Source organism: Kitasatospora sp. NPDC023120 (genome assembly GCF_055560835.1).
Genome location: NZ_JBVHHY010000027.1, coordinates 76,917 through 89,746 on the forward strand (window position 1 = coordinate 76,917; position 12,830 = coordinate 89,746).

Consider the following 12,830-nt stretch of genomic DNA (forward strand, 5'->3'; position numbering starts at 1 on the left):
CTACGCATCGTCACCAATGGAAGCGGCATGTCGAAGGATCTCGGGTGAGATATTCCTGATGGCATCAGGGCTGAACCGTGTCCGACGGTGCCGAGCCGATCCATGCGCGCCGGGCGGAGACCGGGCGTTCGAGCCGGCCGTCGGGGTGATGGCGATCTGGACGGTGGACCTGTCAATCGGCCGCCGGGGTGATCTCGTACATCCCGGGGCCGTCCAGGTAGCGCACCGTGTTGAGGTCGCGCTGCAGGACGGCATCCACCGGGTGGCTGAGCGTCAGGGTAGCCGGGTATTCGCGATCGTAGGTTGTCGCGGTGATTGCGTCGCCGGGCCTCACCTGCACGGTGAGGGAGTGGAAGCTCGCCACCTGCTTGAGCCGGTCCAGCGCGCGGTAGCCCCGCAGTCGTCCCGAAGCCGGAGCGACCAGTGCCGCCCAGGCGAACGCGTGCCGCCGCTGGTAGGGCCGGCCCGCCCGGGCGCGGAACCGCTCGGGCCGGACGTAGGCGTCGACGGTCCACTCCAGCTGGCCCTCGCCCAGGACCTCGGCCGTGTAGTAGGGCAGCCCCGAAACGCGGGCGCCCACCTCGACCAGCCGTGGGCCGTCCGGGGTCAGCTTGATCTCCAGGTGCGCCGCGCCGTACCGGATGCCGAGGGCGTCCAGCACCCGGCGGCCGTAGTCGAAGAGCTCGCCGACCGGCTGTTCGTCGGAGCGCAGCAGCACCTGCGCGGTCACCAGGTCCCGCACCCCGTTGGCCTCGATCCGCTCGGTGCGCCAGGCGTCGGTCAGCTGGTGCACACCCGCGCAACTGACCGTGTTCACGATGTACTCGGCGCCCACCAGGTACTCCTGGGCGACGACCTCGGTGATCGGCTCGCCCAGCACCGTACGGCGGCTGCGCAGCCTGCGCAGCGCGGCGACCGAGTCCTGCGGCACATCGCAGAACGACACGCCGGCACCCCAGTAACCGCGCAGGGGCTTGACGACCACGATCCCGCCCACGTTCTCGTGCCAGGCCAGCAGTTCGGCTTCGTCACCGGTTCGCAGTTGCCGCATGCCGGGGACGCCCTGAGCCTTGATCGTTTCGATCTGCACATACTTGTCGCGCCGCGCGCTGCTCAGGGCCGTGCCGTTGGAGGCCAGCCCCAGCCGCTCGGAGAGGGCGTCGGCGAGCTCCACCCCGGTCTCGCGACCGGCCAGGACCGCGACCGGCCCCAGCGCGGCGAGCTGCGCCGCCAGGACGTCCAACTCGCCACCGTGGACCAGAACATGACCGAAGGACCGGTCGTCCACCGGATCGACTCCGACCGGAGGGACGGGCGTGCTCCGGACCTGGATCACCTCGCCGCCTACTGCGCCGAACGCGCCGGTGAACCCGAAGGACGTGCCGAACGCGTCGACGACTGCGACACGGAATGCTGACATCGGTTGCCTGCCTACCGGTTGGCCGGAGCAGAGCCGGGGTGGGCGACATCGGCGCGGAGCGCGAGGAGCCGGTACACCGCATTGGTGAGCACGTGCCGGACGCTGAACCCCGACGTGCCGGGGGCCCGGCCGTCCAGGATGTCGTGTTCGCCGCCCTGCTCGCGGATGTCGCGACGGGTCAACCCGGTCCGCTCCCGGAACACCTCGGGGAGCGCGTGCCGGGTGACGCCCAGGTGCGCCATCCGGAAGTCCACGAACTTATCGATCACCCTGACCAGCCGATCGCGGCCCGCGCGGTCGAGCACCAGCCGTCCGTCCCGCAGCCGCTGGGACACGTTCGCACCCCGGATGGAGTCGCCGCGCCAACGCGCGATGACGGGCCGGGACCACGAGGGGAAGTAGGACATCGACTGGTCCAGGAAGATGCCGTACCCCTCCGACGGCGGCAGCAGGGCCAGTTCGAGGAGGTGGACACTGGGCATGAACGCACCGCTCGCGCCGCGCGCGCCGCCGGGATGGCCCATGTGATAGGGGCGGAACCGGTTGAACGCCTCCTGCGACAGCTTGCGGTACCTGGCCATGTACCGCGTGAACTCCGCAAGGTGCTCGACGACGTCGTCCAGGACGGCGGCCGGTCGGGCGGCGGCCGCCGGCAGGACCAGCGAGCGCAGGCCGTAGGCGGCCGATTTGGCCCACGGTTCGGAGAGGTGGTGGCCGAGGTAGAAGTCCCGTTCGAGAGCGGCGTCCCGGCCTGCGGAGAACACCCGGATGTCCCCGCTGCGCCGGTATTCCTCGCAGTTGACGTCGATCAGGAGTTCATAGCTCAGATGGGGATCCAGGGCGGGGAACCTGGCGCACTGGGCGGATATCAGCTCGGCCAGGGCGCGGGGCGCGGCGTGCGGCCCTGCGGGCGCGTAGCCGCTGAGCAGGAAGAGCAGATCGAGCTGGAGGAGCCGCGCGGTCCGCTCGTCGTCCTCGGAGAGGCACTGCGGAGTGACTTTCCGGAGCATCTGCTCGTGCGAGTCGGTGAGTTGATCATATGTCAGGCGCCCTGCCGAGAGGTCGCTGAGGGCGGCGGGAAGGCTGCACAGGACGTGGTCGCGCAGCGGTGAGCCCGAGCGACCGGTGGCGGGAGAGGTGTGCTGCCGGGGGTGGTGTGCGACACCGTCGAAAAGTTGGCTGCTGTTCACGTCTGCTCCTGGTCGGCCGCCGCGACGGCCTGTGACGGCACTGGGGTCGGTGTTGCCCGGAGGCCCGGCTGTCTGCCGGGGCCTGTACCGGCGGCGCCGAGGCCGTGCGGGCACCCGTAGCTCACTGCCCCGCCGGGAAGTCGGCGGCGGCGCTCGCCTCGGCCCACTTCCGCGTCTCGTCCGCGCGCGCCTCACCGGCGGCCAGGGCGACGGTCACGGCGTGGGCGCCGAGCAGTAGCCGGCGCGGCGGGTCGTCGTGGCCGACGACGTCGATGATCACCTGGGCGGCGCGGGCCGGGTCGCCGGGCTGCGTGCCGGTGTTCTCCCGCCGGTACCGGTTCATGGCGCCGACGGTCTCCTCGTAGTCGGGTCCCACCGGGTGCAGCTCCATGGACGAGCCCTGCCAGTCCGTTCGGAAGGCTCCGGGCTCGACGATGACCACCTTCACCCCGAACGGGGCGACCTCGCCGGCCAGTGCCTCGGAGAAGCCCTCGACGGCGAATTTCGCGCTCTGGTAGGCGCCCATGCCCGGGGTGCCTCCGACCCGGCCGCCCAGAGACGAGAACTGCACGAACACTCCCGACCGCTGCTCGCGCAGCACCGGCAGCGCGGCCCGGGTGACGTTGACGACCCCGAAGAAGTTCGCCTCGAACTGCTCGCGGAAGTCCTTGTCCGTCATCTCCTCGATCGGGCCGCTGTTGGCGTATCCGGCGTTGTTCACCACCACGTCCAGCCGCCCGAACGCCGTGACCGCGCTGTCCACCGCGGCACGGGCCGCAGCCGCGTCGGTCACATCCAAGGCCGCGGTGCGGACCTGCGCCCCGTATCGGGAGACCTGGTCCGCCAGCTGCTCCGGTCGCCGAGCCGTCGCCAGGACCTGCTCTCCGCTCTCCAGAACCGCTTCGGTCAGGCGCCGCCCAAAGCCCCGGGACGCGCCGGTGATCAACCACGTGCGAGTCATGTCAAGCCCCTTTTGTCTGTGGTGAGACCATCGGTCATCACTGTCCCGTGCGGTGAATCCGTCGCACATCAGTCATATGACGCTGAGTCCGCGATGGCGGCCAGGTCGAGCGTGACTGAATCCGTGCAGCTCAGCCGACCGCGGTGTTCGTATGAGTGCAGCCGGCGGGGCGGACGCTCGGGGCCGGCCGCGGAGAGCGGCCGGAGGTGGGGAGATGCTGTGGCGCCCGGGGGAGGCCGGGCGCCACGGGGGTCAGCCGGTGACCGGCAGGAAGCTCCAGTGGAGCTTGGGTGCGGTGGACGCGGGGCTGCTGATCGTCGCCACGTCGGAGGACGCGCTCCGGGTGAGGTTCAGCTGCTCCACGGGGGTGGTGTGGTTGGTCAGGAGGGTCCCCTTCGAGCCGTCGGGTGTCGCGCACCACAGGTAGCCGTCGTCGTTGGGGCGGAAGCCGCCCATGGTGACGGCGCTGCCGTCCAGCGGCTGCCCCGGATGGGCCGCCGTCGAGTTGACGTACTGCCCCTGGTTGACCAGGTAGAAGCAGGCGTCCGAGCCGATCCGACCCGCGGAGACCGTACCGAACCGCTGGTTGCCGTTGTGCCCGTTCGGGGCGAAGAACAGCGGGTGGGGCGCGGTCTCCAGATCGTCCACCGTGAGCGCCGAGGGCTGGGACCCGTTGTCCCCCGAGACGATCTCGTTGAGGCCCGCGGCCTCGCGGGGGTCCTGGAGGAACCAGCGCTGGGCGGCCGAGCCGTCGTAGTCGCGGCCGGCCAGCGCCTGGCCGCTGCCGACGTCGGTGAGGAACTGCCGGGTGACGTAGTTCTGCAGGGTCCAGGTGCCGTCGAGCTGGTCGACCGGCGCCCAGAGCTGGTCCAGTGCCGCGTTCGGCCACAGCACCGTCCGCGCGTTTCGGGCGCCGCCCTCCTGCCCCAGGTAGCGGCCGCTGAAGGGAACGTTCGCGTGGAACAGGCGGTAGTAGCCGGGGTACTCGGGGTCGGGCGTCAGGCTGAACACCTGCGACGGGAGGTTCGCCTGGTCGATCGGCTGATCGGCGACCACGTGGCTGGTGCCGGAGGGGCCGGCCACGTTGGTGGTGGCGGCGCTGCGCACCACGACCTGGGCGGGCACGGCCTGCGCGGCCTGCTGCTGCGCCGGCGCCTGCTGGGCGGGCAGGTTGGCGAGGGTGAAGACGACGGGGTAGTGGTCCGACGTGGTCAGGTTGACCCGCACGGCTCCGGTGACGCTGGGCTGCGCCTGGGCCGTGGGAACGACCGCGTAGTCGATGGTCGAGGGAGCCGCTGTGGTGGTGACCAGCGGCGTCGGGCGCGTGGGCAGTTGCTGGGAGTGGATGGTGAAGTCCGGGGCGATCGCGGCCTGCAGGCTGTCCACGGCGCGGTTGTAGTCGCCCATCGCGATCCAGGGCAGGTCGGTGCCCCTCAACTGCTCCCGGATGTTGTGCAGGAGCTGGGGGTCGTCGCTGCCGCTGCCCGAGGATCCGTGCACCGAGAAGTAGACGACGCCGCCGACGTTGATGCCGAGCGCGGGCCGGGAGTCCGTGCCGTCGGTGATCCTGCCCTCCCGGGTGGTGTACACGCCGTTGCGGTCGACCCGGGTGCGGCTGAAGACGGCCATGTTCACCCGCCCGACCGTTCCCGGCCTGGGATTGGTGTCCGTGTGCAGCCAGTACAGGAACCCCGTGGGCCGGGCGGCGCTGCCGATCCGGTACTCCTGGACCGGAACTGTGAATCCACCGTTGTCGAACCACTGGGTGTTGGCGGTCGCGATCTCCCCCAGGAACGTGGCGCCGCGGGGCGGAGCGCCGGCCTCCTGCAGGGCGATGACGTCGGCTCCGGCCTGCCCGAAGCCGCGCCCGTACAGCTGTGGCAGGTCGTTGGCGTACTTGTTGCCGTTGGCGTCGGGGGTGTCCGCCCCCTGCATGTTCCAGGTGGCGACCTTGCGCGTGTTGTCGTCGCGCGGTTCGAGTCCGCCGGTGTCCGCCAGGAACAGCGACGGCCGCTTGCCCGCGTCGAGGGGCACGACACCCTTGTTCGTGTAGTCGAGGGTCTCCCGGCCGCCCCAGTCCGGGATCGCCTGGCCGTCCTGGCTCAGCGGCTGGAACCGGTCGGGGGCGCCGGTGGCGGAGCCGAACTGGAAGGCCGTGCCGGACTGCGTGCCGTAGGGCGCGTAGGGCTCGTACGCCCCGCCCGGTGTGGTCTGCTTGACCATCGTGTTGTCGTGGAAGACGTTCTGCGGGCCCGAGGAACCGGACCACTTGACCGCCTTGGGGCCGGCCGCCCACCAGATCGGGTACCAGGTGCCTTCGTCGACCTCGCCGCCCTCGCCACCGCAGTTGGTCTGGCAGCTGCCCGAGCGGTGCTCGTACGGGACCCTCAGTTTGTTCTGCTCGAAGAGGTTGTTGTGTTCCCAGCCGCCGTGCAGGTTCAGGTCCGAGTCGAGGTCGTTGCGGAAGGCGACGTTGCCGCTGGCCGACCACTGGAAGGTGAAGTGGCGCAGGTTGCGGCTGAGGTTGTAGGCGTACAGCGAGTCCCAGACGCGGCTGCCGCGCAGGTAGCCGTTGCCGCCCTTGCCCTTGTTCCAGGCACCGTCGAAGGTGTTGCGCTCGATCTGGAGGTTGCGGGCGTCCTCGGTGACGATCGGGTGCGAGCCGGTCATCTCGGCCTTCAGACCGCGTACCCAGTCGTTGGCGGCCCACTTGAAGACGATGCCGTGCATCGCGTACTCGGGGGCCATGTTGCCGTAGTTGTGTACGGCCTGGTCGGGGGTCAGCTGGTAGGTGCCGCCGCCGAGCTTGGGCAGGCCGTTCATGTCCTGGGTGAAGGCGAAGTCCTCGAAGCCGACGCCCTGGACGACCTTGAGCGGGGTGACCTTGCTGGCGTACGGCTTGTCGCCCAGGGCGGGGGAGCCGTCGGAGGTGGAGTCGACGGGCAGGTCCCACTCCAGCGGGCGGTCCAGAGTGACGGTCTTGGCCGCCGCGTCCAGGGAGTTGACCCGGAACATCTGCTGGCGCATGTGCAGGTTGTCCATCTGGCTGCGGTCGGACACGCCCTGCTGCTCGTAGAACTTGACGCTGTTGGCCGCTCCGACCCAGACGTAGCCGCCCGGGGAGAACTTCTTCATGTCCGCCTTGGCGTCCAGCTGCACGGTGCTCTGGCCCTGGCGGGCCGCGTAGCCGGGGTCGGCGGCCGGGGCGGCGACCTTGATGCCGGAGGCCCAGTGCTGGTTGACGCTGCCTTCGAAGATGTCCTTGCGGTTGGTGGGGGCGGCCGCCCAGTCGTCCTGGTAGCGGTCGGCGATGTCGCGGGTCTGCACCCGGAACAGGCCGCGGCCGGGCCAGATCCAGCCGCCGGTGCCGACGTCGCTGCCGCTGCCGCCTTCATGCTGTCCTGGTCCCAGCGGCCGTTGACCAGGGTGTCGTAGCGGGTGTTGACGTCCGGCCGGAACACCAGCCGGGTGCCGCCGTCGCCCGGAGCCCTGCCCGCGCAGGACCAGGTAGTCGGCGTCGACGTAGATCTGCCGGGACACGTCGATCCGCCCGGCCGGCAGGGAGATGAGCGAGAGCCGGTTGAAGTTGGCGTTCGGCGAGCAGTTGGCCTTGACCTCGTCGATGGCCTTCTGCAGCCCGGCGGTGTCGTCGGCGCCGTCGTTCGCCCGCACGCCGTATCGGGCGGCGAGCACGTCCGGGGTGATGCGGCAACCGGGATCGTCGGTCAGGTCACCGTCACTGGGCAGCTGCTGGCCGCCCCGGAAGCCCACGCGGGACCAGTCCGGCATCCCGGGTGGCGGCGACGTGCGGTTGGCGAAGCTCAGGTCCGGGCCGTCGGCCCCGGGGCCGGCCGTCACCGCGGTGGCGGGGGCTGCCGCTTCGAGGACGGGCGCAGCCGAGGCGAGCGCGGGGACGGTGAGGGAGAGCAGCAGGCCGGACAACAGCGCGGCCGCTGGTCGAAGACGTTTGATGGGAGTTCCTTCTGTGTCATCGGATGGTTCCGGGGGCGGGTGCCGGGGGCAGTGGCGAGCGGGGCGGATCCGTCAGGGCACCGCTCTCGGAGCGGACTCTGCTGCTATGGGCACCAGAACTGGAGGGAGGAGATCCGGTCGTTGACGTAGTACTTGGAGCTTCCGGTGCCGTAGTCGGCCGTCGCACCCCAGTGCCACGTCTCGGTGTAGTCCAGGTCGGAGGGGTGGAGCTCGCCGTACGGGTCGTCCATGAACTTGACCGAGCACTGCGAGTTGTTGATCCAGGACGACACCTGGTTGTCGGTGATCTCCCCGTTAAGGAAGTGGACCTGCGTGAGGCGCACGATCGCCGCGTTGCCGCCGGCCGGGGGAGGCGTGACGATCGCCTTCGAACCCGTCCCGCCCTCGTGCTGGTAGAGGCAGAGCGCCCACGCGGGGCAGCCGTCGTAGGGCGGGTTCGCCGCGGACGCCGGAGCCGCCGTGGCGATCAGCGCCGCGCCGGCGAGGGCGGTCGCGACGGCGGCGGACTTCAGCCGGAGGGATGTGCGGGCCATGGTGGAACTCGCTTTCGGGGGTCGGCCTGTAGAGCCGATACAGGCTGGGTGACATTGCTTACGCGCGGCCATCGAGCGGTACGTTCGGGAAGACGGGGCACGACGCATCGAGCGGAACCGCTGGCCAACCGTGCTTCACCGCCGCGCGTCGGCACATCAGTCATCTGACTGCGAGAGCCGACTGGTTGATCGCGTCGGTTGCACGTCGGGCGGTGAGCCACGGCCGGGGGTTAGCAGGCCTGGTTTGGGCTTGACCGAGCGGACGTGCCGTCAAATGACCAACGTCGAACGATTGCGCGGAACCAATGATGGAGAACGCACGCCCGCCTCGCAGGGACACACCAATAGCCGAAGCCGTCGCGGTAGAAGTGCAGCAGCCGGTCGTATGCCCGCTTCTCCTCGGCCCGACAGGTTCGCGGGGGCCGGGTCAAGGTTGCGCACACGGCGCAGGACGTCGTCCGGCACGGTTCACATGTTCACACCTCCGAGAACTTCCAGGCCCGTGGTGGCCACTTCGTCGAGCTGAACGTGCAGGGAGCGGACGCGCGGACCGTACAGGTTCCAGTGCGCCTGCCTGGCCACCAGGGCGAGATCGAGGAGGTCGACCAGGGTCGCCTGTCGGGCACTGCCGGCGACTGCTCGGGCGGACGCCATGCCGACCGGGGAAGTCGGTCCCCGCGCCGCGCACTTGGGGCGAGCAGACCTTCGGCAACATCATCCACTGGAACGAGGTCGACCGGGGCGGCCACTTCGCCGTCTGGGAGCAGCCGCAGCTGCTGGCCGAAGAACTCCGCACCGCCTTCCGGTCGCTGAGGTAGCACGGACGCCCGCAACCCTCCGGGCCCCCGGACGCTGACCATCCGTGCCACCGGCCCGGGGACGGCCGGGGATGACCGGACCGGTGCGGCTCAGCCGGCCCCGCTCTTCGTAGGATGGGTGTAGCTCCTCCGGGAGGAACTCGTACCGGAGGAGCCATGCCGCAGCGCGCGAAACACCAGCTGCTCGGGCGCGCCCGGGAGTTGGACGTGCTGGCCAGTCTGCTGCGCGAGGTGGGCGACGGGCGCAGCCGGGTGTTGGTGCTGCGGGGTGAGGCCGGCGTCGGCAAGTCGGCGCTGCTCGACCATCTGGCCGGTCAGGCGGGGCAGTGGCAGGTCGTGCGCGCGGCCGGCGTTGAGGCCGAGGCTGAGTTCGCGTACTCGGCTCTGCAACAGCTGTGCGCCCCGCTGTTGTCGCACCTCGACCGGCTGCCGCCGGTGCAGCAGGACGCGCTGCGTGTCGCCTTCGGCCTGAGCGCGGGGAACCCGCCCGAGATGCTGCTGGTCGGGATGGCGGTCCTCGGCCTGTTCGCCGAGGCGGCGGCCCGGTCTCCGCTGGTGTGCGTGGTCGACGACGCGCAGTGGCTGGACCTGATGTCCCAGCGGATCCTGGCGTTCGTCGGGCGTCGACTGGACGCGGAATCGGTGGCGTTGGTATTTGCCGAGCGGATCACCGACGGGAAGGGGGACGAGGGCTTCTCCGGTCTGCCGGACCTCCTCCTGCGCGGGCTGGCCGATGCCGACGCCCGGGCGCTGCTGGACGGCGTGCTGCCGGGGCCGGTCGACGCCCGGGTGCGGGACCGGATCGTGGCCGAGACCGGCGGTAACCCGCTTGCCCTGCTGGAGCTGCCCCGGGGCCTGTCGCCGGTGGAGTTGGCGTTCGGCTTCGGCGGGCCCGGCGCCGGCCCGCTGGCGACCCGGGTCGAGGACGGCTTCCGTCGGCGCGTCGACGCCCTGTCTGCCGACACCCGGGCCCTGCTGCTGGTCGCGGCGGTCGAACCGGTCGGCGACGGGCCGCTGTTGTGGCACGCCCTGCGCCTGCTGGGCATCGGGCTGGAGGCCGCGGCACCGGCCGAGGCCGCGGACCTGATCAGTCTGGGAGCCTCGGTGCGGTTCCGGCACCCGCTGGTGCGTTCGGCCGTGTGGCGGGGCGCGGAGCCCGCCGAGCTGCGCGCGGCGCACGGCGCCCTGGCCGAGGCCACCGACGCCGAGCGTGACCCTGACCGGCAGGCCTGGCACCGGGCCCATGCCGCGGTCGGGCCGGACGAGCAGGTCGCCACCGCACTGGAGGGCTCCGCCGATCGGGCCCTGGCGCGCGGTGGGCGGGCGGCCGCCGCGTCCTTCCTGGAACGGGCCGCGGCGCTCACCCCCGACCGGAAGGAGCGGGCGCGGCGCGCACTGGCGGCTGCTGCGGCCCATCTCGCCGCGGGCGTGCCGGCCCGGGTGCCCGAACTGTTGGCTGTCGCCGAACTGGGGCCGCTGGACCGGCTGCAGCAGGCCCAGGCCGGCCGACTGCGGGCCAGGGCCTCGTCCATGACCGACTCGGGGTTGGGCGCGGTGCGGCCGCTGCTCGATGCGGCGGGCCCGCTCAGGGACCTTGACCCGGCCGCCGCACGGGAGACCTACCTCGCGGCGTTCGATGCGGCCCTCTGGGTCGGCCGGTACGACGAAGGCGCACTGCACCGGGTCGCCGAGGCCGCTCGCGACCTGCCGGCCGGCGAGGAGACGGCGGGTGTCTTCCTCCGGGCCCTGGTCACCTGGACCGTGGACGGGCCGGTCGCCGCCTTCCCGCTGCTGGCGCGGGCGCAGCGCTCGCTCACCGACGAGGAGGACCCGTCCGTCCTGTGGGCGGCCGCGAACGCCGCCGCGGTGCTGGGCGACCTCCCGGGCTGGCTGGACATCGGCGACCGGGCGGTCCGCTTCGCCCGGCGGACGGGAACCCTGTCGGTCCTCCCGACGGCACTGCCCTACCGGGCGTACGCGCTGGGCTTCGCGGGGCGTTTGTCCCAGGCGGGCGACCTGCTGGCCGAGGCCGCGGCCCTCGAGGAGGCCACCGGCGTGGTGAAGCGCACGGCCCCGGCGGCCTTGATCAGCGCGTACCGGGGACGGGAACGACCGGCCCTGGAGGTGATCGAGGCGATGGAACACGAGGGCGAGCAGCGCGGCTTGGGCCGACTCGTCGACGTGGCGGCGTGTGCCCGGGCCGTGCTCCACAACGGTCTGGGCAACTACGCGCTCGCCCTGGAGGCGGCGCTGCGGGGCACGAAGCACCAGGACCTCGTCGTGTACCAGTGGACCTGTGGTGAGCTGGTCGAGGCCGCGACCCGGGCCGGCGACCCGGCCGCGGCGGCCCGGGCGCGCGAGCGGCTCGCCGACTGGAGCCGGGCCGGCACCCCCTGGGCCCTCGGTGCGCACGCGGTCGCCGAGGCCCTGACCGGAGCACCGGAGAATGCCGAGGACCGCTACCGCGAGGCCGTCGACCACTTCGGCCGGGGCGGGCTCCGGGTGTTCGAGATCCGGGCCCGACTGTTGTTCGGGGAGTGGCTGCGCCGCCAGAACCGGCGCGCCCAGGCCCGTACCGAACTGCGGGCGGCGCACGAGGCGGCGACGGCGACGGGCATGGAGGCGTTCGCCGAGCGGGCCCGGCGAGAACTGCTCGCCACCGGCGAGACCGTCCGCAAGCGGGCCCCCGGCGCGCCGGTCCTGACTCCGCAGGAGGCGCAGATCGCCCGCCTCGCGGCCGGCGGGCACCCGAACGCGGAGATCGGAGCGCGGCTGTTCCTCAGCCCCCGCACGGTCGAGTGGCACCTGCGCAAGGTCTTCGCCAAGCTGGGGATCTCCTCCCGCCGTGAGCTCGACGGCGCCCTGGCCGGGCAGTAGCCGGCCGCCGGGCAGGGCCTTCAGCGGGTGGCGCGGGCGGCCTTCTCGACGACCCCGGTCACCAGGCCCGGGTGGGACACCGCGACGGAGTGGGACGCGGCCACCTCGGTGGTGTGGGCGTGGGCGCGGTCGGCCATGAACCGCTGGGCGGCGGCCGGGATGTTGAGGTCCTCGGTCGTGACGATGTCCCAGCTGGGAACGGTCTGCCAGGCGGCGGCGGTGGCCTTCTCCTCCAGCGCGGCCTGGGCGATCGGCCGCTGCGATGCGGCCGCCAGCGCGGCCTTGTCGGCCGGGACGTCGGCGGCGAACTGGGCCCGGAACTTGTCCTGCTGGATGTACAGGTCGGTGCCGGTGCTGCCGTCGGCGTTGGTGAACGGCACCGGGTCCAGCGTGCCGGGCAGGGTGGACCCGGGGAACCGGTTGGTCAGCTGCAGCGCGGACTCACCCGGCGCGGGCAGGAACGCGGCGACGTAGACGAGGGCCTTGACCCGCGGCTCGCCGACGGCGGCCTCGCTGATGACCGAGCCGCCGTAGGAGTGGCCGACCAGGACGACGGAGCCCTTGATGTGGTCGACGACGCTGCGCAGCGCGGCGGCGTCGGAGGCCGGGCCGCGCAGCGGGTTGGCGGCGGCCACCACCGGGTAGCCGTCGTGGCGCAGCTTGGCGATCACGCCGTCCCAGCTGGAGCCGTCGGCGAACGCGCCGTGCTCCAGGACGACGGTCGGCTTCGGGCCCCGGTCGGCGGCCGAGTCCTCGGTCGCGGCGTTCGCGGCGTTCGCGGTGCCAGCGACGGCGAACGCGCCGACGGTGGCGATCGCACCGGCCGCGGCGACGGCCCCGGCGACGAAGCGGCGCAGGCGGTTGCTCTCGATGCTGAACATGGAAACGCTCCAAGGGGTTTGAGCAGCGCAGTGGATCTGGCGGTTCTCCCTCACTGTCGCCCTCGGGCCGTTCCCGGCGCATCGGTCATGTGACTCCATGCTTCCGGCCGTTCCGGTCCTCGGAGCCGTCCCGCCGACTTGCGTCAGGTGACTGATG

General features: G+C 71.9%; 7 protein-coding genes and 1 pseudogene. 1 reads left to right on the plus strand and 7 read right to left on the minus strand.

Going from position 1 to position 12,830, the window contains the following annotated elements; genetic code table 11:
• Nucleotides 1–172 precede the first annotated feature (172 nt).
• The 6 genes and pseudogenes from ACZ3TI_RS32175 to ACZ3TI_RS32200 form a co-directional block, all read right to left on the minus strand.
• Nucleotides 173–1,420 carry an ATP-grasp domain-containing protein gene (locus ACZ3TI_RS32175; protein WP_465732466.1) on the minus strand — a complete coding sequence of 416 codons (1,248 nt, stop codon included), beginning with the start codon at nucleotides 1,418–1,420 and terminating at the stop codon, nucleotides 173–175.
• An 11-nt stretch (nucleotides 1,421–1,431) separates the two neighbouring features.
• Nucleotides 1,432–2,610, minus strand: a complete 1,179-nt coding sequence (locus ACZ3TI_RS32180) for a hypothetical protein (RefSeq protein ID WP_465732468.1) — start codon at nucleotides 2,608–2,610, stop codon at nucleotides 1,432–1,434.
• 121 nt (nucleotides 2,611–2,731) lie between these two features.
• Nucleotides 2,732–3,571 (minus strand): oxidoreductase, encoded by an 840-nt coding sequence (locus tag ACZ3TI_RS32185; protein ID WP_465732470.1) that lies wholly within the window; start codon nucleotides 3,569–3,571, stop codon nucleotides 2,732–2,734.
• A gap of 252 nt (nucleotides 3,572–3,823) precedes the next feature.
• A complete protein-coding gene (locus tag ACZ3TI_RS32190; RefSeq protein WP_465732471.1) occupies nucleotides 3,824–7,513 on the minus strand; it encodes an endonuclease/exonuclease/phosphatase family protein in 3,690 nt (1,229 codons plus the stop codon).
• A gap of 134 nt (nucleotides 7,514–7,647) precedes the next feature.
• Nucleotides 7,648–8,097: a peptidase inhibitor family I36 protein gene (locus ACZ3TI_RS32195; protein ID WP_360240019.1), complete on the minus strand. Its 450-nt coding sequence runs from the start codon at nucleotides 8,095–8,097 to the stop codon at nucleotides 7,648–7,650.
• Nucleotides 8,098–8,598: 501 nt separating this feature from the next.
• Nucleotides 8,599–8,751 (minus strand): annotated as a pseudogene (locus ACZ3TI_RS32200) (DNA starvation/stationary phase protection protein); the annotation flags it as partial.
• A 320-nt stretch (nucleotides 8,752–9,071) separates the two neighbouring features.
• On the opposite strand from ACZ3TI_RS32200, the gene ACZ3TI_RS32205 reads away from it, so the two are divergent.
• Nucleotides 9,072–11,792, plus strand: coding sequence for an AAA family ATPase (locus tag ACZ3TI_RS32205; RefSeq protein WP_465732474.1), 2,721 nt, complete (start codon nucleotides 9,072–9,074; stop codon nucleotides 11,790–11,792).
• A gap of 20 nt (nucleotides 11,793–11,812) precedes the next feature.
• Here ACZ3TI_RS32205 and ACZ3TI_RS32210 read toward each other — a convergent pair whose 3' ends face one another.
• Nucleotides 11,813–12,673, minus strand: coding sequence for an alpha/beta fold hydrolase (locus ACZ3TI_RS32210; RefSeq protein WP_465732476.1), 861 nt, complete (start codon nucleotides 12,671–12,673; stop codon nucleotides 11,813–11,815).
• Between the last annotated feature and the right edge of the window lie 157 nt (nucleotides 12,674–12,830).

Coding starts and splice junctions, on each gene's coding strand:
- ACZ3TI_RS32175 (WP_465732466.1), bottom strand. CDS start 1,420: ATGTCAGCATTCCGTGTCGCAGTCGTCGACGCGTTCGGCACGTCCTTC.
- ACZ3TI_RS32185 (WP_465732470.1), bottom strand. CDS start 3,571: ATGACTCGCACGTGGTTGATCACCGGCGCGTCCCGGGGCTTTGGGCGG.
- ACZ3TI_RS32195 (WP_360240019.1), bottom strand. CDS start 8,097: ATGGCCCGCACATCCCTCCGGCTGAAGTCCGCCGCCGTCGCGACCGCC.
- ACZ3TI_RS32205 (WP_465732474.1), top strand. CDS start 9,072: ATGCCGCAGCGCGCGAAACACCAGCTGCTCGGGCGCGCCCGGGAGTTG.
- ACZ3TI_RS32210 (WP_465732476.1), bottom strand. CDS start 12,673: ATGTTCAGCATCGAGAGCAACCGCCTGCGCCGCTTCGTCGCCGGGGCC.